This window comes from Blastomonas sp. CCH1-A6 (assembly GCF_001556365.1).
Lineage (GTDB): Bacteria > Pseudomonadota > Alphaproteobacteria > Sphingomonadales > Sphingomonadaceae > Blastomonas > Blastomonas ursincola.
In genome coordinates this window covers 1-19,948 of the sequence record NZ_LSIS01000073.1, presented here as the reverse complement: position 1 = coordinate 19,948, position 19,948 = coordinate 1, and the positions used below count along the sequence as shown (strand labels likewise).

20 protein-coding genes and 1 tRNA gene are annotated in these 19,948 nt (G+C 63.1%); 13 read left to right on the top strand and 8 right to left on the bottom strand.

Annotated elements, in window-relative coordinates; genetic code table 11:
* A complete protein-coding gene (mutL, locus tag AX735_RS03275; protein WP_066275486.1) occupies positions 1-1,806 on the bottom strand; it encodes a DNA mismatch repair endonuclease MutL in 1,806 nt (601 codons plus the stop codon).
* 161 nt (positions 1,807-1,967) lie between these two features.
* On the opposite strand from mutL, the gene AX735_RS03270 reads away from it, so the two are divergent.
* From AX735_RS03270 to AX735_RS03245, 6 genes are all read left to right on the top strand, one after another.
* Positions 1,968-3,011, top strand: a complete 1,044-nt coding sequence (locus tag AX735_RS03270) for a rod shape-determining protein (RefSeq protein WP_023837440.1) — start codon at positions 1,968-1,970, stop codon at positions 3,009-3,011.
* 14 nt (positions 3,012-3,025) lie between these two features.
* A complete protein-coding gene (gene mreC, locus AX735_RS03265; protein ID WP_066275484.1) occupies positions 3,026-4,060 on the top strand; it encodes a rod shape-determining protein MreC in 1,035 nt (344 codons plus the stop codon).
* Positions 4,057-4,572, top strand: coding sequence for a rod shape-determining protein MreD (gene mreD, locus AX735_RS03260; RefSeq protein WP_060978217.1), 516 nt, complete (start codon positions 4,057-4,059; stop codon positions 4,570-4,572). Before mreC ends, mreD begins: the two co-directional genes overlap by 4 nt.
* A 14-nt stretch (positions 4,573-4,586) precedes the next feature.
* Positions 4,587-6,506, top strand: a complete 1,920-nt coding sequence (mrdA, locus tag AX735_RS03255; protein WP_066275482.1) for a penicillin-binding protein 2 — start codon at positions 4,587-4,589, stop codon at positions 6,504-6,506.
* A gap of 2 nt (positions 6,507-6,508) precedes the next feature.
* Entirely contained in the window at positions 6,509-7,627 is a 1,119-nt protein-coding gene (rodA, locus tag AX735_RS03250) for a rod shape-determining protein RodA (RefSeq protein WP_066275570.1), read from the top strand.
* Positions 7,628-7,791: 164 nt separating this feature from the next.
* A tRNA-Lys gene (locus tag AX735_RS03245) sits at positions 7,792-7,867 on the top strand.
* A gap of 297 nt (positions 7,868-8,164) precedes the next feature.
* Here the strand turns inward: AX735_RS03245 and AX735_RS03240 are convergent.
* Positions 8,165-8,776: a S24 family peptidase gene (locus tag AX735_RS03240; RefSeq protein ID WP_066275480.1), complete on the bottom strand. Its 612-nt coding sequence runs from the start codon at positions 8,774-8,776 to the stop codon at positions 8,165-8,167.
* 119 nt (positions 8,777-8,895) lie between these two features.
* Here AX735_RS03240 and AX735_RS03235 point away from each other — a divergent pair, with 119 nt between their 5' ends.
* The gene (locus tag AX735_RS03235) at positions 8,896-10,008 is read left to right on the top strand and encodes an IS110 family transposase (RefSeq protein ID WP_066275477.1); all 1,113 of its coding nucleotides are present in this window, start codon (positions 8,896-8,898) and stop codon (positions 10,006-10,008) included.
* A gap of 192 nt (positions 10,009-10,200) precedes the next feature.
* On the opposite strand, the gene AX735_RS03230 is transcribed toward AX735_RS03235, so the two are convergent.
* Entirely contained in the window at positions 10,201-11,664 is a 1,464-nt protein-coding gene (locus tag AX735_RS03230; RefSeq protein ID WP_066275471.1) for an ADP-ribosylglycohydrolase family protein, read from the bottom strand.
* Between the two features lie 67 nt (positions 11,665-11,731).
* Here AX735_RS03230 and AX735_RS24860 point away from each other — a divergent pair, with 67 nt between their 5' ends.
* From AX735_RS24860 to AX735_RS26235, 5 genes are read left to right on the top strand one after another with little or no spacing between them, the layout of a single operon-like run.
* Complete coding sequence (locus tag AX735_RS24860; protein WP_066275467.1) at positions 11,732-11,920, top strand: hypothetical protein; 189 nt, start codon at positions 11,732-11,734, stop codon at positions 11,918-11,920.
* Positions 11,917-12,219: a S24 family peptidase gene (locus AX735_RS03220; protein WP_446471770.1), complete on the top strand. Its 303-nt coding sequence runs from the start codon at positions 11,917-11,919 to the stop codon at positions 12,217-12,219. The genes AX735_RS24860 and AX735_RS03220 overlap by 4 nt, the downstream gene beginning before the upstream one ends.
* Positions 12,220-12,231: 12 nt before the next feature.
* Positions 12,232-12,657: a thermonuclease family protein gene (locus AX735_RS24075; protein WP_081876338.1), complete on the top strand. Its 426-nt coding sequence runs from the start codon at positions 12,232-12,234 to the stop codon at positions 12,655-12,657.
* Positions 12,654-12,959: a DUF5818 domain-containing protein gene (locus AX735_RS03215; RefSeq protein ID WP_066275567.1), complete on the top strand. Its 306-nt coding sequence runs from the start codon at positions 12,654-12,656 to the stop codon at positions 12,957-12,959. The genes AX735_RS24075 and AX735_RS03215 overlap by 4 nt, the downstream gene beginning before the upstream one ends.
* Positions 12,959-13,156 carry a DUF6961 family protein gene (locus AX735_RS26235; protein ID WP_066275464.1) on the top strand — a complete coding sequence of 66 codons (198 nt, stop codon included), beginning with the start codon at positions 12,959-12,961 and terminating at the stop codon, positions 13,154-13,156. The genes AX735_RS03215 and AX735_RS26235 overlap by 1 nt, the downstream gene beginning before the upstream one ends.
* A 23-nt stretch (positions 13,157-13,179) precedes the next feature.
* On the opposite strand, the gene AX735_RS24070 is transcribed toward AX735_RS26235, so the two are convergent.
* The 5 genes from AX735_RS24070 to AX735_RS03190 form a co-directional block, all read right to left on the bottom strand.
* On the bottom strand, positions 13,180-13,419 hold the full coding sequence (locus AX735_RS24070) for a hypothetical protein (RefSeq protein ID WP_082750897.1): 240 nt from the start codon (positions 13,417-13,419) through the stop codon (positions 13,180-13,182).
* Between the two features lie 70 nt (positions 13,420-13,489).
* Positions 13,490-16,417 carry a MobF family relaxase gene (mobF, locus tag AX735_RS03205; RefSeq protein WP_066275562.1) on the bottom strand — a complete coding sequence of 976 codons (2,928 nt, stop codon included), beginning with the start codon at positions 16,415-16,417 and terminating at the stop codon, positions 13,490-13,492.
* 37 nt (positions 16,418-16,454) lie between these two features.
* Complete coding sequence (locus tag AX735_RS03200) at positions 16,455-18,851, bottom strand: type IV secretion system DNA-binding domain-containing protein (RefSeq protein WP_066275459.1); 2,397 nt, start codon at positions 18,849-18,851, stop codon at positions 16,455-16,457.
* Positions 18,841-19,173, bottom strand: coding sequence for a hypothetical protein (locus AX735_RS03195; protein WP_066275457.1), 333 nt, complete (start codon positions 19,171-19,173; stop codon positions 18,841-18,843). Before AX735_RS03195 ends, AX735_RS03200 begins: the two co-directional genes overlap by 11 nt.
* A gap of 128 nt (positions 19,174-19,301) precedes the next feature.
* Positions 19,302-19,556, bottom strand: a complete 255-nt coding sequence (locus AX735_RS03190) for a hypothetical protein (RefSeq protein WP_066275455.1) — start codon at positions 19,554-19,556, stop codon at positions 19,302-19,304.
* Positions 19,557-19,612: 56 nt separating this feature from the next.
* Here AX735_RS03190 and AX735_RS03185 point away from each other — a divergent pair, with 56 nt between their 5' ends.
* On the top strand, positions 19,613-19,807 hold the full coding sequence (locus tag AX735_RS03185; protein WP_066275447.1) for a hypothetical protein: 195 nt from the start codon (positions 19,613-19,615) through the stop codon (positions 19,805-19,807).
* Positions 19,808-19,948 lie beyond the last annotated feature (141 nt).

The following is a 19,948-nucleotide window of genomic DNA, read 5'->3' as shown; positions in this document are numbered from 1 at the left end:
CTATTTGCGGCCGAAAAGCCGTTCGATATCGCCGTGCGCCAGCTTGACCCAGGTCGGGCGGCCATGGTTGCACTGGCCCGAATGCGGAGTCACCTCCATCTCGCGCAGCAGCGCGTTCATCTCGGCTACCGATAGCACGCGCCCGGCGCGCACCGATCCGTGACACGCCATGGTCGAGGCGACGAGATCGAGCCGTTCCTTGAGCGACAGCGCAGCATCGAAGCTCGCGAGTTCGTCGGCCACATCCTGCACCAGGCCGTGCACATCGCCGCCGCCCAGCAGCGCGGGTGTGGCGCGCACGAGCACCGCGCCGGGGCCGAAACGCTCGACCTCTAGCCCGAATTCGGCAAGCTCGGCGGCGCGCTCCTCGATCCGGTCGCAGGCAGTCTCGTCCATCTCGACGACCTCGGGGATCAGCAGCGCCTGCGCCGCCACCCTGCCCCCGTCCGCCGCCTTGCGCATCCGTTCGAGCACCAGCCGCTCGTGCGCGGCATGCTGGTCGACGATCACGAGCCCATCCTCGGCCTCGGCGACGATATAGGTCTTGGCGATCTGCCCGCGCGCGATACCCAGCGGATAGCGCTCTGCCATCGGCACCGGCTGCGCGGCGGGCTCGGCGCGGCCCATCGGCGCGGCGGCGATGAACGGCTGGCTGCGCTCGGCGACGCCCGATGCCGCGAACCAGGCGGGTTCCTGCTGCGGGGCAGTCGCCATCACGGGCGCAGGGGCGCTGAACATGTCCGGATCGCGCAGCGGCGGCGGCGCGACCGGCTCGCTCTGCCAGCGCGCCAGTGCGCCCTCGGTCGGACGCTGCACCGCGCGGAAGCCGCCCTCGTCGAGCGCGCGCCTTAGCCCCGAGACGATCATCCCCCGCACCATCGCCGCATCGCGAAAGCGCACTTCGGTCTTGGCTGGATGCACGTTGACATCGACGTCCTGCGGGGCGACCTCGAGGAACAGCGCCACCACCGGATGCCGGTCGCGCGCCAGCATCTCGGCATAGGCCGCGCGCACCGCGCCGATGAGCAGCCGGTCGCGCACGGGCCGCGCGTTGACGAACAGGAACTGGTGATCGGCGACGCCGCGATTATAGGTCGGCAGCCCCGCAACGCCGGTGAGCCTGACGCCTTCGCGCTCGAAATCAAGCAACACCGCATTGTCGGCCAGCGTGCGCGCGGTCAGCGAAGCGATGCGGGTCAGCCGCGCCTCGCCCGGCTGGACCGAGAATACCCGCCGCCCATCCGATTCGAGCGTGAAAGCGATATCGGGCCGCGCCATGGCCAGCCGCTTCACCACATCGCTGCAGGCGGCATATTCACTGCGCGGCGAACGCAGGAACTTGCGCCGCGCGGGCACGCGCGCGAACAGGCTGTCGACCCGGATGCGCGTGCCGGGCGGCAGCGAGGCCGGGCCATCCTCCACCACATCGCCATGATCGACCACGCGCCGCCAGCCATCGCCGGTGGCGGTACGGCTGGCGATCGATAGGCGCGCGACACTGGCGATGCTGGGCAAAGCCTCGCCGCGAAAGCCCATGGTGGTGACCAGCTCGATTGCGTCATCGGGCAGTTTCGAGGTCGCGTGCCGTTCGAGCGCCAGCGCGATCTCGTCCGCCGCCATGCCGCAGCCATTGTCGATCACCTCGATTCCGGCCAGTCCGCCATCGGTCAGCGCGATGGAAATGCGGTCCGCGCCGGCGTCGATCGCATTCTCGACCAGCTCCTTCAACGCACTGGCCGGTCTTTCCACCACTTCGCCTGCTGCGATCCGGTTTATCAGGGCGTTTGGCAGCCTTCGTATTGACATGGACACGCCTCTAGCCCAAGCGCGGCTTGGACGCGACTCCCGAGTTCCCAGCATTTTTCTGCCTTGGTCTGGCCGGGCGCACGGGTTAGCCTCCGCCCCGGGATATCTGCACACATCACGGTCCGTCAGCCGCTCCCTCCATTTAGTTCTGGAAAGTCTGCATGTCGTTCATCTCCAAACTCTTCCGGTTCGGTTCGCACAACATGGCGATCGATCTGGGCACCGCGAATACGCTTGTCTATGTCCAGGATCAGGGCATCGTGCTGAACGAGCCTTCGGTGGTGGCACTGGAGACGCTGAACGGCATCAAGCGGGTCAAGGCCGTGGGCGTCGATGCCAAGATGATGATGGGCAAGACCCCCGATTCGATCGAGGCCATCCGCCCGTTGCGCGATGGCGTCATCGCCGACATCGAAGTCGCCGAGCACATGATCAAGCACTTCATCCAGAAGGTGCACGGCAAGCGCAGCATGTTCAGCTATCCCGAAATCGTGATCTGCGTGCCCTCGGGCTCCACCTCGGTCGAGCGCCGCGCGATCCGCGATGCCGCGTCGAACGCGGGCGCGAGCCAGGTGATGCTGATCGTCGAGCCGATGGCCGCCGCGATCGGTGCCGACATGCCCGTGACCGAGCCGGTCGGATCGATGGTCGTCGATATCGGCGGCGGCACCACCGAAGTCGCGGTGCTCTCGCTGCGTGGTCTTGCCTATACCACCTCGGTCCGCACCGGCGGGGACAAGATGGACGAAGCGATCGTCTCCTATGTCCGTCGTCACCATAACCTGCTGATCGGTGAAACCACCGCCGAGCGGATCAAGAAGGATTTCGGCATAGCGGTCGCTCCGCCCGACGGCATCGGCCACACGATCCAGATCAAGGGGCGCGATCTCGTCAACGGCGTACCCAAGGAAATCTCGATCAACCAGGGCCAGATCGCCGAAGCCCTGTCAGAACCGATCAGCACCATCGTCGAGGGCGTGCGCATCGCGCTCGAAAACACCGCGCCAGAACTGGCCGCAGATATCGTCGACCAGGGCATCGTGCTCACCGGCGGGGGCGCGCTGATCGCTGGGCTCGATGCGCATCTGCGCGAAGAGACCGGTCTGCCGGTTTCGGTGGCGGAGGATCCCTTGACCTGCGTTGCCATCGGCACCGGTCGCGCCATGGAAGACCCCATCTTCCGCGGCGTGCTGATGACCGCCTGACGGGCGACTAAAGCATGGCGCCGCCCCGTAATCGGCGCCCCGGGTTCTCCCGCAAGGCGCAGCTGCAGATTTTCACCGGGTATTTGCTCGCCTTCACGGGGGCATTTGCCGGCTTGCTGCTGCTTGCGCTGTCGCATTTCGATCCCGCTGCCTTTTCGGCCGTGCGTTCGGTCGCAGCAGAACTTGGCGCGCCGCCCGCACGGCTTTTCACCGGCATGCGCGTAGGCGTGCAGGACGGCTGGCGCGAGGTCGCCGCCTATTTCAACGCGGGATCCAAGAATGCCGAGCTCCAGCGCGAGGTCGAGCGCAACCGGATCCGCCTGATCGAGGCGCGCGCGCTCAAGCAGGAAAACCGCGAGCTTCGCCGTCTGCTCGGGCTGATCAAGCAGGAGGGCCGCCCGGTTGCCACCGCACGCCTGATCAATTCGAGCGCCTCGAGCAGCCGCCGCTTCGCCACGCTCGATGTCGGATCGCGCCAGGGCGTGCAGCGCGGCCAGCCGGTGCGCGCACAGCGCGGGCTGATCGGCCGCGTGCTCGAGACCGGGCCCAATACCTCGCGCGTGCTGCTGCTCAGCGATGCCGAGAATGTCGTGCCCGTCCGCCGTGCGCGCGACGGCATCGTTGCATTTTCGCAAGGCCGCGGCGATGGCCGGGTGGATATCAAGCTGATCGATATCGGCATCAACCCGTTCAAGGTCGGCGACGTGATGGTGACATCGGGCAATGGCGGCATCTATCCGCCCAATGTTCCCGTCGCGATCATCGAGAAGCTGACCGGCGACGGCGCGATCGGCAAGCTGCTCGCCAATCCGGCTGGCACCGATTTCGTCATCGTGCAGGAAGTCTACGAGCCCGAACTGGTCGATCCCGAAGCGAGCGGCCTGCCCCCCGCCAATGCCGAAGCCGCCGCGCCGCTGTCTGCGCCGCGCAAGAGCGAGCCGGTGAAAAAGCCGGCAGCCAAGGTGCCAGAGCCGGCCGCACCAGCGACGACGCCCGCGCCCGGCGCATCGACGACGCCAGCCCAGCCCGCAGGCCAGGTCCAGCCATGAACGCGCCGTATCGCGCGCGGCTGAACCGCGAGCCCTCCGCCTTTCGCAAGGCCGGCGTCCCGATCGCCTCGGTGCTGATCGGGTCGATGACCCCGTTGCTGCCGATCGTCGCATCCGCGCCGGTGCTGCCGCCCTTCGGGCTGGTCGTGCTGATCTGCTGGCAGTTGCTGCGCCCCGGCATCTGGCCGGTCTGGGCGGGCGTTCCGTTCGGCATGTTCGACGATATCATGAGCGGCCAGCCGGTGGGCAGCGCAGTGCTGCTCTGGTCGATCATCCTCATTGCGCTCGATCTAATCGAGCAGCGCTATATCTGGCGCAATTACTGGCAGGACTGGTTCATCGCCGCGCTGTGTCTTATATTCGGGCTGGCAGGAGGCCTTGCGATCAACAATTTTCTTGTCAGCGACACGCGCCTTTCGGTGCTGTACCCCCAGATGATCCTGGCGATCTTCACCTATCCGCTGGTGCTGCGCCTTGTCGCGCGGCTCGACCATATCCGCCTCAAGCGCTGAGGGACGGCTGACCGATGATACGCCCGGGCAAGCTGATCACCCGCAATTCGCTGAACATCACGTTCAATCGCCGCACCATGCTGATCGGCGGGGCGCAGGGGCTGGTCGGCGCGATCCTGGCCGCGCGCATGGCCTATATCTCGGTGGTCGAGAACGAGCGCTACAAGATGCTGTCGGAGAGCAACCGGGTCAACCTGACGCTCATCCCGCCGCGCCGGGGCTGGATCATCGACCGCAATGGCAAGCCGCTCGCCAACAACAAGGCCGATTTCCGCGTCGACCTGATCCCGCAACGCGTGCGCGATGTCGATGGCACCATCGACCAGCTGGCGACCATCCTGAAGATGACACCGGACAAGGTCGACGATCTGCGCGCGGCGATGAAGGACGCGCGCGGGCTGCAGCCGGTGCCGGTCGCGGCGGGGCTGAGCTACGAGGATTTTGCCGCGCTTTCGGTCCGCCTGCCCGATCTGCCCGGTGTCGCGCCGCAGCGCGGCTTTTCGCGCCAATATCCCACCGGCGCAGCGGTCGGCCATCTGCTCGGCTATGTCGGCATCGCCAATGCCGAGGAATATGAAGAAAACAAGAACCCGCTGCTGATCACGCCGGGCTTCAAGATCGGCAAGGATGGGCTGGAGAAATATTTCGAGCCGCAGCTTCAGGGCAAGCCGGGTGCGCGCAAGGTCGAGGTGACCGCCCGCGGCAAGATCGTCCGCGAACTGGGCGTGCAGGAAGACGTGCCCGGCAAGCCGCTGAAACTCACCATCGATGGCGGGCTGCAGGAGTTCGTCGCGCGCCGCATGGGCCGCGAGTCGGGCGCTGCGGTGGTGATCGACTGCCAGACCGGCGGCATCCTCGCCTTCTCGTCGATGCCCTGCTTCGACCCCAACAGCTTTTCCGACGGCATCGGGCGTTTGGAATATGCGATGCTGTCGCAGGACGAGCGTGTGCCGCTGCTCAACAAGGCGACGCGCGGGCTCTATCCGCCCGGATCGACGCTCAAGCCCATGGCCGCGGTCGCCTGCCTGCAGCATGGCGTCGATCCCGAAGAGACGATCAACTGCCCCGGTGGCTATCGCCTCGGCAACCGCTTCTACCAGTGCCTGGGGCGTCACGGCCCGGTCAACATGGTCCGTGCGATCGAGAAGAGCTGCAACACCTATTTCTATGCGCAAGCGCACCGGCTTGGGTACGACAAGATCGCGATGGTCGCGCGCGAAATGGGTCTGGGCGAGGATTTCAACCTTGCCGGGCTCAATCAGCGCTATGGCACCATTCCCGACAGCGAATGGAAGATGCGTAAGTTCAAGCAGGCATGGACCGCGTCTGACTCGCTCAATGCAGTCATCGGCCAGGGCTATGTGATCTGCAATCCGCTGCAACTGGCGGTCATGGTCGCGCGGTTGGCCTCGGGTCGAAAGCTCTATCCGCATCTCATCCCGGACAACAGGGTCGCCCCCACCCTCCCCTATCCTCCCGAGCATCTCGCGATCGCGCACCAGGGCATGGCGCAGGTGGTGAGCCAGGGTACCGCGGCGCGCTCCAAATTGCCGCTCGAAGGCATCGCCATGGCCGGCAAGACCGGCACCGCGCAGGTGCGCGGGCTCGGATCGGGCAGCCGGGGTGGCGCGGGCGTGCCGTGGAAATATCGCGACCACGGCCTGTTCGTCTGCTTTGCGCCAGTCGAGCAACCGCTCTATGCCGCTGCCGTGGTCATCGAGCATGGCCTGGGCGGATCGCGCGCCGCTGCGCCCGTCGCCAAGGATTTCATGACCTATATGTTCGATCCGCAAAAGGCGATGGACAGCCTGGCTGCGATGGAAGCTGGCTGGGGAGGCAACATCCAGGAGCGGATGGCCTCCGAATTCGCGTCGTTCCGCGCACGCGCCGAGGGCCGCGTGGCCGAGCCTCCGCCGCAAGAGGCCGCCGACTGATGCTGGCCTTCGTTCCCCGCCCGGTGGCGGAGCTGCCGTGGCAGATCATCTTCATTACCGTCGCCATCGCCGGGTTCGGCGTCATCGTACTCTATTCGGCCGCCGGGGGCAGCGTCTCGCCCTGGGCAGGCATTCATGCGCTGCGCTTCGTCGTGTTCCTTGCAATGGCGCTCGTGATCCGGCTGTTCAGCGAGAATTTCGTCAAATGGGGCACCTTCCCCGCTTATGCAGTGTTTGCGGTATTGCTGCTGCTCGTCGAGCTCGCAGGCGCGGTGAAAGGCGGCAGCCAGCGCTGGATCGAACTGGGTTTCATCCGGCTGCAACCGTCCGAATTCATGAAACCGCTGGTGGTGCTCGCCATTGCGCGCTTCTACGAGATGCTGCCCATTGGGCAGGCGCGCAGCTGGTCGGCGATCTGGCCACCGCTGGTGCTGATCGGCGTGCCCTGGTTTCTCGTCATGACTCAGCCCGATCTCGGCACCTCGATCGCGGTGATGACCGGGGGTGTCACCGTGATGTTCCTGGCGGGCGTCCCCTTGCGCCTTTTCATCGGTGCGGGCCTCGCCGGCGCGGCCTTCGTTCCCTTCGCCTTCTTCTTCCTGCTCAAGGAATATCAGCAGAACCGCGTGCTGATCTTCCTCGATCCGGAAAGCGATCCGCTGGGTACCGGCTATCATATCAGCCAGTCGAAGATCGCGATCGGATCGGGCGGCATCGGCGGCAAGGGCTATTTGCAGGGATCGCAGAGCCATCTCGACTATCTGCCCGAAGGCCATACCGATTTCGTCTTCGCGACGATGGCAGAGGAATGGGGCTTGATCGGCGGATTGTTCGTGATCGTGATGTTCGCCCTGCTGCTGCGCTGGTCGACCGTCGTTTCGCTCAACGCGCCCAGCCGGTTCGGCAAGCTGGCAGGTGGCGGGCTCACCATGGTCATCTTCTTCTATATCGCCATCAACATGCTGATGGTGATGGGCCTTGCCCCGGTCGTCGGTATCCCCCTCCCCTTCCTGAGCTATGGCGGGTCGTCGATGATGACGATCATGATCTGTATCGGCCTGCTGATGGGCATCGAGCGCAACACCAGACAGGGCGGCGGCGGGGGTCGCCTGCTCCCTTGAGCGACGAAGAAAGGGGCCTGCTTCCCAGGCTTTCGAGGCGCCGCTGTGCCCACCACAAAATTCTGCAAAAAAGCCAAAAAAAGCTCTTCCCATCCCCGCCCGATCCTATATAGGCAGCGCTCTCCCGGCGGTCGCTGATTCGAGCGGACCTGCCAAGGATGGATGGACGCATAGCTCAGTTGGTAGAGCAGCTGACTCTTAATCAGCGGGTCCTAGGTTCGAGCCCTAGTGCGTCCACCACCTTCTCCTTACTTTTCAAGAAGTTATCTCCCTAGTCAGATCGGGCGGCATAGATCGATTGTGTGCTAGGTAGCTCTCTAGGTAGCAACGCGCTAATGCAGCGCTGAGGTTGCTCAAGCGCTACGCATCAGCGGTCTTGGTGGTGAATTCAGCGTCTGCGAGTGGTCGTCTGCCATAACGCGAGTCGTCGGATCACGTACCGACCACTGCGTCGGCTAATCCCACCTCGCGTCTAAGCAGCACGGCACGCTGGGATGGCCGCTTAGAGCCTCCGGCAGCGCGGGGTCATAATGACAGCTAGGCTACCCGAGCTCCGATCCAGATCACCCGGCCGACAATATCGACGCCCTTGCGCTGGATGCCCTGCCAGCTCGGATATGCGGGGTGATCGGTAAGAACGGTCAGACGGTTCTTCGTTGGGTCGATCGCTATCCGCCTTACGAAGATTTCAGAAGACCCACGAATGGCATAAAGGCCTTCACGCACGCTCTCCTGGAAGCGAACTCGGCTAATCATAACCTCGTCGCCATTGCAGAGGGTCGGCTCCATCGCCTCACCAACAATTGGCAAGATTGCGACACTGGCGGGCTGATCACACAGCCGACCTAGCCAAGCCGCATCAACCAACCGCCATTGTGAGCGTGAATCGTTGCCTGTCCCGTTCAGTAGGGGGACTTTGATTATCGAACGCTGCCCGACTGTCGGCCCCTCCTTTCCACCCAGCATCTCTACGGGCACGTCAAAATGCAATGCCAGCAGCGCTATATCGCTTTGGTCAAGGCGGGCTGGAGAACCTCGTTTAATGAACTGCTGGATGTATGCCGAGTTTCTCCCGAGGAGGCGCGAGATCGATGCGTAGGTCTCTCCTCGCTCGCTGATTAGGCCATCCAACGCCTCCCGCGGCTCCATCCTATCATCTCCTTCGATTTCCTACCTCTCTATCACATGCCGGAGGACGAATCCTAGTCGGACAGCCCCGACAAGGTCAGTAGGGCAAGCGAAAGAAACAAACGTCGTACGGGAGCAAAATGCCACGGCACCTGCGCTACTGGGTCGGCCTCGACGCCGGCCACTCGGAGACTGCGGTCTGCCTCGTCGATGCCGAAGGACACGTATTCTTCGAGGCAATGACTGAGACCCGCGCTGCTCCGATAAGAGATATCCTTCGACGGTTCGGCGTTGGGCCTGTCCAGTCTATTACGATCGAGGCCGGTGTCGGCACTCAAATGGTTCGGGATCTCCGTTCGTTCGGGTTTCCCGTTCAAGTCGTCGACGTTCGCAAATCAAGCAAATTCCTGGCGATCCGACGTCAAAAGACTGATGCGAATGATGCCAAAGGTCTCGCTGAGCTTGGCCGACTGGCGCCGTCCTTCGGTCCCCATGTTTTCATCAAACCGGTGGAGCACCAGGACATCCGGATAATGATCAACATCCGTCGAACCCTGCTAAAGCATCGAGCCAGGACGGATGCGCTGCTCCAGTCCATATTCAGGTTGCACGGTGCCAGTATCAAGCTCCTGAATGGGCGAGGATCGCTCGCGGCTGAAGTCGCGAACCAACTCAGGCTTTTGAGCACCAACGGCGTGACGATCCGCGTCGATTTGGATCCCCTGGTCAGGATGGGAGAAGATCTGCGCTCTCATATCTTGGATTTGGATCGAAAGATGCGCACAATGGCCGCCAGCATCCCGGTCTGCGCCAGATTTCAGACGATTCCTGGCGTTGGGACAATCACAGCGCTGTCATTTTACAGCGCCGTCGGAGACCCGTACCGCTTTAGAAGCAATCGAGATGTCGGGCCTTATCTCGGCCTAACGCCCAATCTGTATCAATCCGGCGCCACCGCGCGCCGCGGCCGGATCAGCCGTTACGGGAACAAGCTGACCAGGTCGCACCTAATCACGGCAGCCACCGTGCTGCTTCGCACAATCAAAACCGAAAGTTCATTGCGTACTTGGGGCCTCCGGCTGGCAACAAAGATCGGATTTCTCAAGGCTCGCGTTGCCGTCGCAAGGAAGCTCGCTGTGATCATGATGGCAATGTGGAAGACTGACGCCTCGTTTGATCCAGACAAATCGAAACCGCGGTTCCTCCAGCCGGAGGAGGCAGGCTTGGACCCCGTACGTATTTCTGGGACCTAGATCCCGTTGTAGGTAATTGGGCCAAGCCTGCCGTCTGATCCCGCTGCCGGCGCCTTCTGTAAAGGGTCAAACCTGACGCATTATCCGCTAATTCAGCGATAGGGCATCAAGCATGACACATTATGCGCCCATGGGCACCAAAGCGGACCGAACAGCAACGCCGCCGTTCGCTGCCATGTATCGGCCGCGACGTTAGTTTAAGAGCGCGACTGCCGGGAACGCCAGTTTACGCGCGAGAGTCTCAATTTCCTCGCGCCATGCCAGCTTTTCTAGCCATGATCGGCGGATCGACGATGCGCCGTAAATTGCGCCGGCCAACTGCCCGGCAATTGCGGCAGTAGTGTCGGCATCGTCACCGAGGTTGGCTGCCAACAGCACGGCATCGTCAAAGCTCGTCGTGTTTGCCACGGACCAGATCGCTGCTTCGAGGCTGTGCGCTACGAATCCGCTGCTCGAAATCTGATCGCGTGCTTTCCCGCGCCAGCTACCGGCCATGATTGGACCGACCTCAGGTCCATATTCGCCCGAGGGAACCGCCAGGGCATCCTCAAAGCTGGCACCTAGGATAGCCGCCCGCAAGACCAGTGCATACGCTTCACAGGCCTCGAGGCACGCATCTGCAGCGTGCGTGGTCATGCTCTGTCGGCGGGCTACTCGTGTCACTACTGCGGGATCTTGCTGTATCCCCCAGATCGCGACTGGCGCGAGCCTCATTAGTGAGCCGTTGCCTGCCGAGTACGGATCGGTCGAGCCGGCAATCGGGTCGCCCGTTTCCTCGAACCGAGATAGGGCCTGCCGGGTTGCGATCCCGATATCGAAACAACTGCCGGTGGGACTGAAGGCGCCTTTCCTCCACCAATCGACAAAGCGCTGTTGTGCTTCGCCCGGCTCAAAAGCCGAGCCCTTGGCCGCGCTGGCGAGCAGAGCTTCTCCCAGCGCCAGGGCCATGGAAGTGTCATCGGTCCAGGTCCCCGCATCCAGGCCGAATGGCCCTCCCCCGACCATGTCCGTGATGTGGGCATAGCTGTCGCGCGGCTTGAACTCGAGCGTCGTCCCCACAGCATCTCCGACCGCCAGTCCAACCAAACAGCCATAGGACCGATCATAGATACGCTCGATCTGTCGCAGGTGATCTTCTTGTGCCTTCGTCTCAATTGCGCCAGGCCTGACGCGGCGGACTTGATCGATTGCACTGCTAGCGTCAGCAAGGCCAAGTTCGATTAGCAGCCTCGCTGCCACAGTACCGGCCCGGCCGAGCCCGCCGCGGCAGTGGACGAAAATGCCGTTCCCGTTGATGAGCAAGCCGCGCAACCGAGCTCCGGCCGTCCGCCATCTTTGCTCGAAATCTTCGGCTGGAGCCGTAACGTCTGGGATCGGCAGATGAAGCCATTCCATCCCTCGCGCAACAACCGCAGCTTCCAGATCTGCGACTCCCAGCAGACCCATCTCGTGCTTTTCAATCAAAGAGACGACGGCAGCAGCCCCCCACCCACGCACCGCGTCTAAATCGGTCGCAAGATCACGCTTCCAGGTAAAGCCAGCGAGCGCAGGCCCTTGCTTTCCGGGACAGAAGGAAATGCCGATGCGTCCTGATGCCGCCGGAAGTGTAGGGATCTGGATCGGATCAGTGGTGCTTGTTCGAAGATTTCTGCTCATCGCGCTTTGATATGACCGATGTACGACATTATCGGTCGTATAAACCTAAGGCACCTGACAGGTATCCATGATCTTCCTCTTGGTAGTTCGCTACAGCAGCGTCGGCGGTCCCCGCCGTCAGCCGCTCAAATTCCTGTTTGGCCGCGCGCAGCTCGGCATTGATCGCCACACGCTTGTTGAATTGTTTTTCGCGCGCCAGCCGCACTTTGATCCGCTCGACCTCACGCAGCTGCGCCTTGATCGCCTCGCCGACTGACCGCGAGCAAGGCATCGAGCCTCTCGATTATCGCGGTCCATGGGGACTCCATGGAGCCCACCCTCCACGATGGCGACGAGGTTATGGTCGATCTCGGGGATGGCCAGTCGCGGCTGAGAGACGGGATCTATGTCCTGCGGATGGACGACATGTTGAGCGTAAAGCGCATTGCCCTCGAACCGCAGGGCAAGCGGGCGTCGGTTCTGAGCGACAACCCGGCCTATCCAAGCTGGCGCGGCCTCGAGAAACGCACGCTCAATATCGTCGGACGGGTTCTCTGGTTCGGACGGGCGCTCTAAGGTGGTTCTCTGATGCTTGCCCTCCTTGCCGCTTCGATCGTCGCTTCCGGACAGACCTTTACCTGCACACCGACTCATGTCTGGGATGGAGACGGTCCGGTCTGGTGTGCGGAAGGCCCTCACCTGCGGATCGCCGGCATCGCGGCCCGGGAAATGGACGGCACCTGCCGCACCAATCAGCCCTGCCCAAATGCCACGGCAATTGAAGCGCGCGACGCCCTTGTACAGCTGATGGGTGGCGCGAAGGGAACAATTTCGACCGGTCATGTGGTGGTCAGAGGTCCGCGGCTGACATGCCGCTCCGAGGGGTCCGCAGGCGGAAACAGGACCGCTGCATGGTGCCGCCTGCCGTCAGGCGCAGATCTGTCATGCGCCATGATCAAGACCGGCACTGTCCTGCGCTGGGATCGCTACTGGAAAGGCCCGGCTTGCCGGTGAGCAGCACCACGCATCTGACCGGCATCGTCGAGCGGGCAGCAAACGGTCCGGTGCTGCGCACCGATGGTGGCGGGACCTGGGATCTCGACGACACCCGCCAGGTACGCAAATTCATCGGCGCTCGCGTCGAAGTTGTCGGGGAGCGTTCGGGGTTCAACGGATTTGTCTGTGACCAGATATGGCCAGCCGGACAGCCTCGTCCGACTGCCTTCAAACTCCGGCTCGAACTCCTCCTTGCCGCAGCCTTCGTCGCCTACGGTCTCTACGCGGCGGTTGGCAGTGTCGTCAGCCTGCTGCGCTGATGCTGAGCGAATGGGAGCTCTGGGCCTGCGCCCACCATGTCCTGCAAACTCATGGCGACAAGGCACCCTTGTACGTCGCCGAGCAGATTGGGGCTCTTGCACTTGCTGGCAACGAGGCAGGCATTTGGACATGGCAGGCTATCGCCGAGCGGATTGTTCAACTGAGCTCCAACGCCCCGGACCGGCCACTACAGTAACCCTCCTCGGGAAGACTACCAGTTCATCCGATCGGCGACAGATCGCCCGGAAACAGACACGATTGCTCGACTGGGCCGCCATGGCTGTCGCCTTCGATGGTGAAGCCGCGCATTCGTTCGACCAAATGGCGAGCCAGATCGACCCTGGCGCTGCGCTGGGCGCGCGGATCATCGGCATTTAGACGGACGAACGTGTGCTCCGGCGCAACAGCCAGCGCGACTTCGAGATGAGTGAGGAGGATATCGTCGGAGATTCGGGGCATGGACCAATGAGAACAAATAAAGAACTTTGAGTCAACCGGCCATGTGCGGACGCATGGGGACAGCGGGACGCTAGATGCCGATCTCGAACGGCTTCGTGATCGAACGGTCAAGTTCTGGCGGCTTGCGTTCCGGTGCTGGAGCCACACGATCTTTGGCCTGCCCTGTGGCTGCCGCATCGCGGAGGAGATCGACCGTTTCAAGCGCCGAGCGCTTCATGCCGGCATTGCGCTCGACCGCCGCCTCAAGCTTGCCAGCATTGTCGACATATAAGGTTAGGCCATCACGCAGCCGCGTGACTGTCACCAGAAACGTCTGCTGATTGGCCAGATTGCGCTCGCGGCTGTCCATCACCGCAATGCCGCGATCGGAGGTCAGCCCCTGCGCCATATGGGCATTGAGCGCATAGGCAAGATCGAGACGTCGCAGCATCGGGTCGCCCTGCTCGAGCCTGTGCTCTGCGCCCAAGGATGTCTTCACCACGACAGCCCCTTTGTCGACTGCGACAATCCGGGCCTGGTCGGCATTGAGCAGGCCCCGCTGGTGATCGGTCTCGGTCCACCGGATCTTGTCGCCGGTGTAAATGTCGAGGGCGCGGACTTCGAACAGACGCAGCGGATCCTGCTCACCTTGCGGCCTGATCTGACCGGGACGAAACTCGAACTGGCGGCCACGCGCGTTCTCCAGCGTGACACGCTCGCGTGCCACATCGGTTCCGACCACCCGGTATTCGCCCGCTGCAATAGCTTGGCTGCGCTGACGCCGCGCGACCTCGACCACCATGCCGGGCGCATAGGTGCTCGCATATCGCAGCTCCTCGCGGGTCACATTGACGCGCGACAGGGTCTGAAGCCGCATGGTTTCAGGACCAAGCTCGCCGCTGGATTTGAGGCCGGTCTGCACCGCATCGTTCACGGCACTGCGCAGGTTTCGGCCTGAGGCATAGATTGCGGTTGCCTCGCGCTCGGCTGTCGACAGTGACAGCCAGGCTGCGGCAGCTTCGACAGCAGCTTCATTCCCCGCCTCGATCACCTGGGGTGCCAAATGGCGCATGGCGTCTTCGATGCGCCCTTCTTGCGCTGCCAGTTGGGCTTCACGCAGGCCTTCGCTGCGTGCGCGAAGATTGGTGCCCATCACCGCAGTCTCGATGCCGGCCTGCTGCATCACATCGAATGGCTTTCCAGCATCGACGGCACCCAACTGCTTGCGGTCGCCAATGCTGGCAAAGCGGCCGAGCTCGAGCAGGTTTGCCAGCCGCACAAGCTTCTCCTTGTCGGCATTGCCGACCATTGATGCCTCATCGAGCAGCACGACGGTGCCGCGCATCTCGGCCCGCGCCTCGGCGAGACGGTCCGCATCGGCCCCTTCAATGAGATCGCGGTGCCGGGCGAGGAACCGCGACACTGTCATCGAGGCAATACCCGTGTCGCGCTCGAGCATCTGGACCAGCGTGTTCTGCACCGCGAGCCCGAGCACGCCCCTACCCTCCTCGCGCAGGATATCGGCGACAGGTTTGAGGACCGTGCTCTTGCCTGCGCCCGCGACGCCCTGGATCGCGACGATGCGGTTGTTCGAGCCAAGCAGCAAACGCCCTGCCCCTTCCTGTCCAGCGTTCAAGGTCAGGCCATATTTGATCTGGGACAGGGCCTGCAGACGGGACCCGGCAAGGTCGGGAGAAACAATCGCCGGCGCGGCGCCGCGCCCGTCTTCAACCCCGGCAATGATGCGCTGTTCGAGGCTTATGGCGTCACGTGTCGTGAGCAGTTGCCGGTCGGCGCCCCTGCCCTTCTCCAGATGCCCTTGGCGGAGAAGCTGGTCGACGCGGTGCTCGATGTCAGCGAGCGAGGTTGGGAGCGCAAAGCCAAGCGCTGCGCGGTAGATCTCGGCCCGGGTGAAGGCCGCCTCCCGCTCACCCAGATGCCGCACAGCCGAGGCGACTGCATGAATTGCGGCGACCTGCTCGACACTGCGGTTGGTCAGCCTTGAGGGTATCAGCGGGTCACCTTCCCGTAGGCCAAGCCGCTCGGCTAAGGAGGTTGCAAGGGCCTGAGCATTGCGGACTATCGCGCGCATCGTGGGCCCAACGCCAGTCACATTGCCAAGGTCCTCCGCGCTGCGGGCATTGGCCCTTGCAATGACCATGGCGGGATCAAAGCCCAGCCTTGTGGACGTATCCCGCCACTGCTGCCGCAGCGCATCGCGATCCTCGATCCGCCCCTTGTCCGCCCGGGTCATGAGGTTTGCTGCGCTGCGAGCGGCGAGCCCCCTCCCTTCCATCGTTGCCAGGCGGTCGAGAATCTCCGCCCGCCGCGAACTGAAGGCATCGCGCACATCTTTGGGCACACCGACGGCCTCGAAATTGCCGTGCTTGCCGAACTCCCCGACCTCGTAACCGAGCTTCTCGACGCTCAGCCGAAACCGCGCCATCGTCATGGCATTGAGCAAAGTATTGTGCTGCCAGAGCTTGTCATTGCGCAGCGCCCGCCATTTACCATCGGGCCCTCGCGTCACATTGGCAATGACGGCATGGAAGTGGGCGTTGGGCTCCTGGTTGCGGTTGGTGTCGTGCTGGAAGAGCGCGATCGCAAGGTTGCCGGTCTGGACCGCACGCTCTCTGCCCCGAACCTCCATCCGGGTCTCGGCAAGGTTCTTCTCGGCCCAGCGCAGGGTTTCCCGGACGGCCGACGCATAGGCATCGAGGATCCGTTTGTCGCCACCCACCAGAGCGAGGACCGACCAACTTTTCGGCATCGAAAAGGTGAGATCGGTCCCCGCCCGGTGCGCCCGGTTGTCACTGCCGACGCGGCTGCCATCGGGCAGCAGTCCCTTAAGGACCGCCTCGAACTGCCGTGCGTCGACGGTCCCCTCGAGCCCGAGCGCGGCAGCGCCCTTCCCCAGCCATTCACCCGAGCGATCGGCATCAGCCCGCGTGTAGTAATTGTCGGCAGCGAAGTAGTTGGCCGCGCCGCCGGCGGTGCGGACATTGGCTACCGACAGCATCGATCGGTCCGCCATCCCGAGGCAGTCAGCGACATGCTCACATCTCCATGTCGCCAAGATCGGGACCAGTGATCGGCGGAGGCTCGTGCTCCCGCAGACCATCCTCGATCATCAGCTTGCGCGCGGCGGCATCGCGGGAGCTTTGGCTCTTCGGGTTATCCGGCTTGCCCTGTTGCAGCCCTTCCGTTCCCGGCGTGCTGGCCTTAGGCGTGCCCTTAGGCGAAGCCGACTGATCCCGCGCCGCTGCGGCTTCGCCTGTCGGGAGAAGTGGGCGGGCAGAAGTTCCAGCCTTTCGCGGCGGAGCATCGGTTCTGGTATTCGATCGCTCCTTCCTGGCCTTGCCCGCCTTCTCCTGCCCGGAACGAGCTGCCGGTTCCCGCTCTTTGGTCCGCTTGCCGGGTGGGTGTTCCACTGCTCGACCAAGATCCTTGGCTGGCGCGTCAGGCTCCTGTCTCGGCGCGGCTTTCGGTCCCTGATCCAGCGCCAGTTCGCCCTGCTTTGGGACGACCGGCTTGCCCGCTCCGTCATCGTTGGACGAGGGATGCTCGCTGCCTGTTGGCGCTGCCTTCTGCTCGGCCTGCTCCGCCGCCGGATGGGGCACCGTGACCCTTGCCTTCGGGCTTTCCTTGACCCTGGCAATGAAGGTCTCCGCCCGCTTGGGTCGGTCGACGGGCTTCAGCTTGATCGGTGCGGCGGGAAAACCGTCGGGGAACTTGATGTACCCTGACAGGCGCGGCAGGTTCATCAGCTGGTCAGGCAGCAGGAGCGGCTCGATATGCTTGCGCGGGGTCAGGCTGACCGCATCGCGGGCATTGTTGTAGCCGTAAGTGTAGCCCTCTTCCATGTCCCTGACCTGGCGATGGCCGATGAAGTCGGAGCACCAGGTGGCGGTCTCGCGGTCGGCGGTTCCAAGGATCAGTTTGGTCCGGGCGAGCGATGCCAGCGTCATCGCCATGTTTTCGCCGTAGACCTCCTTGAGCTTGGCATAGGCGTGCAGGCCAAGAACAATCGCGCCACCGAAATTGCGCGCCGTCTGCAAGCCTTTCTCGAGGGCCGGCAGGCGGTGCAATGCGCCGAGTTCATCGACGAAGAACCAGCACTTGAGATCGCGGGTGCGGGGCATCGTCATCAGCGTGTTCATGGCCGTGTCGAGCCAGAGCGTAAGCAACTGCGCGCAGACGCTCATGTCGACATAGCGGGCCGAAATGAACAGGATCGAGCCCTCACTTTGGGCGCTATCGGCCCCGTCCTCGATCCACTGGCGGACCGAGAAACGAGGTCCGGCAGTCGGCAGCAGCTTGAGCGCCTTTGCGTTGACGTTGAAAACGGCCCGGATCGATTCCGCCATACGGGCGGCTTCCGGCGCGGTCAGCGGATCGGCGATCGTACCGCGCATCATGGCATGCACGCGCGACAGGTCCGCGGTCATCAGCTCACGGGCCAGGGCGTCGTTGGTCGCCCTGCCCTCGGCCACGAGTTTGAGGCAGAATTCGACGAATAGCGCGCGGGCAGCAATCACCCAGAACTGGGCTTCTCCGCCCCCGTCATGGGGGACGAGGGCGTCCGCGGCGGCCCAGAACTCGCCTTCGGAACGGCACTCGTCAAACAGGCTCCACTGGGGGCAGCGCGCATCGAGCGGGTTCAGAATGATGTCGCAATGGGCCGCATGGAAGTGCTCGATAAAGGCGCCGGTCAGATCGAAGACCACGCAGCGCTGCCCCTTGGCTCTGGCTTCCGCAATCATGTCGGAGATCGCCACGGTCTTGCCCATACCGGTCGTGCCAATGAGCATTGCATGGCTTTGCTCGAGCCGCCAGGGATAGGAGACCGTGGCGATATGCGATGGCCGGTACGGAAAGACCCGGGCGATCTCTCGCGGCAGACTGAGCCGCCATTTCCAGCCCAGTGCAGTATCGAGCTCACGGGTGCGCTCGCGCCGGTTATGCGCGGTCAATTCATCGACGAGCTCGGGGAGCGTAACCAGCATCGCGCCGCGCTCGTGTTTGCGCTCCTTGGAGCGACCGCCGAACCGCTCGGCGAACCAGTAGAAGACGGCAAAGGCTGGGACCAAGAGGAAGCCGGACCGCCACAAGGCACTGGTCAGAAGCGCCATGAGCTTCTCCCACGCATGGACCACCGGCGGATAGCTTTCGAGCTGCGCAATCGGAAACTGGATGGTCGAGCCAAAGGCAGTTTCCAGGGTAATCCGCTTGGCGGGATCGAACTCCATGAAGCCGTAGATGGCAGCATAGATCCGCATCCAGACGAGGTAGACTTCATGGTCGGTGAGGCCTGCCGAAATGGTCCACCAGGAGGTCCATGAGATCACGAGCGCGGCGACAATCAATGGGCCCTTGAGACCCGCCGCGAACATGAAGCTGAAGTGTCCGAGCAGCTGGCTGCCACGCGTGAAGTTGACGAGATTACGCTTCATCGGAGCCTCCCTCGCCAGCGGCTGTAGAAAGACCGAGTTCCTTACATTTGCGCACGTACGCCTGGTGAGCCCGACCGCGCAGCGCGTGGTCGGGGTGCCCTGCCAGCAGCGCATCAACCCCGACCATGAGGAACACCGAGCGGCGGGAAATTCGCTCAATGGAAGCGTCGAGCCGCGAGGCAAGCTCGTCCTCGGTGCAGGCATTGGCGAGCAAGGCGCGAACCCACTCGCTCATGCTGATCCCTTTGGCCTTGGCAGCCTTGCGGATCATCGAGCTGAGCTCGCTGGAGATGTAAACCTGGAGACAGATTGGCCGTGTCATACACGGACTCCTTGTGGTCAGGAGCCCGGTTCACACTGCGAAAGGCGAGGTAGAAGCTAAGTCAGATTCAAGAACATGTCAAGAACATATAGGACTGCCGAATTCCGCCATTCTCGGCCTCGCCTTGGTCAAATCCACGTAACTCCCCTCGCCCCCGTCATTTTTGACGGAGAAGCTGCCATTTCGCAGATTTCGATCCATGCATCTGGAATTTCGTGTTTTTCTGCCAGTTGATCCAGCGATTTGTCGCGTACGGTGTGCTCCCCAGTCCCCAGCTGCAAGGTCAGGAACCAGCCATTGAGCCAGTAACGGACGATGCGTTTTGCGATGCCGATTTCTTGAGATGGCTCGTAGGCTGCCGTCGCCCGGATCTCGGTAGTCACAGAACGGATCAGGGCCTATGGCGGTTAGCTGAAAGCAGGCAACGAGGAGCCTGAGCATGACCGAGGTCACACTGAGCGCGACACCCAAGGGCAACGGCTTCCAGGCGACGATCACCTATTCAAACGGGGTGTCAATCAGTTCGGCCGAGGCTTTCCCCACACAGGCAGAGGCGATCGAGGCGGCGGCTTTGAAGGTCCTGGAAATGCCAGAGCGACTTGCTGATCTGGACAAGCCTGATGCCCAGGATTGATGTCGGCCATCGATAATTGCGCCTGTTCTTACGTGGTCTGCAAAGGGCTGCGAGCAAAAAGAAAGGAGGAAGCCCTGACGGACTTCCGTAAGCGATGTTTTCAGGTCACGTCGATCCAAGGCATGAGGTCGCCGACGCCGT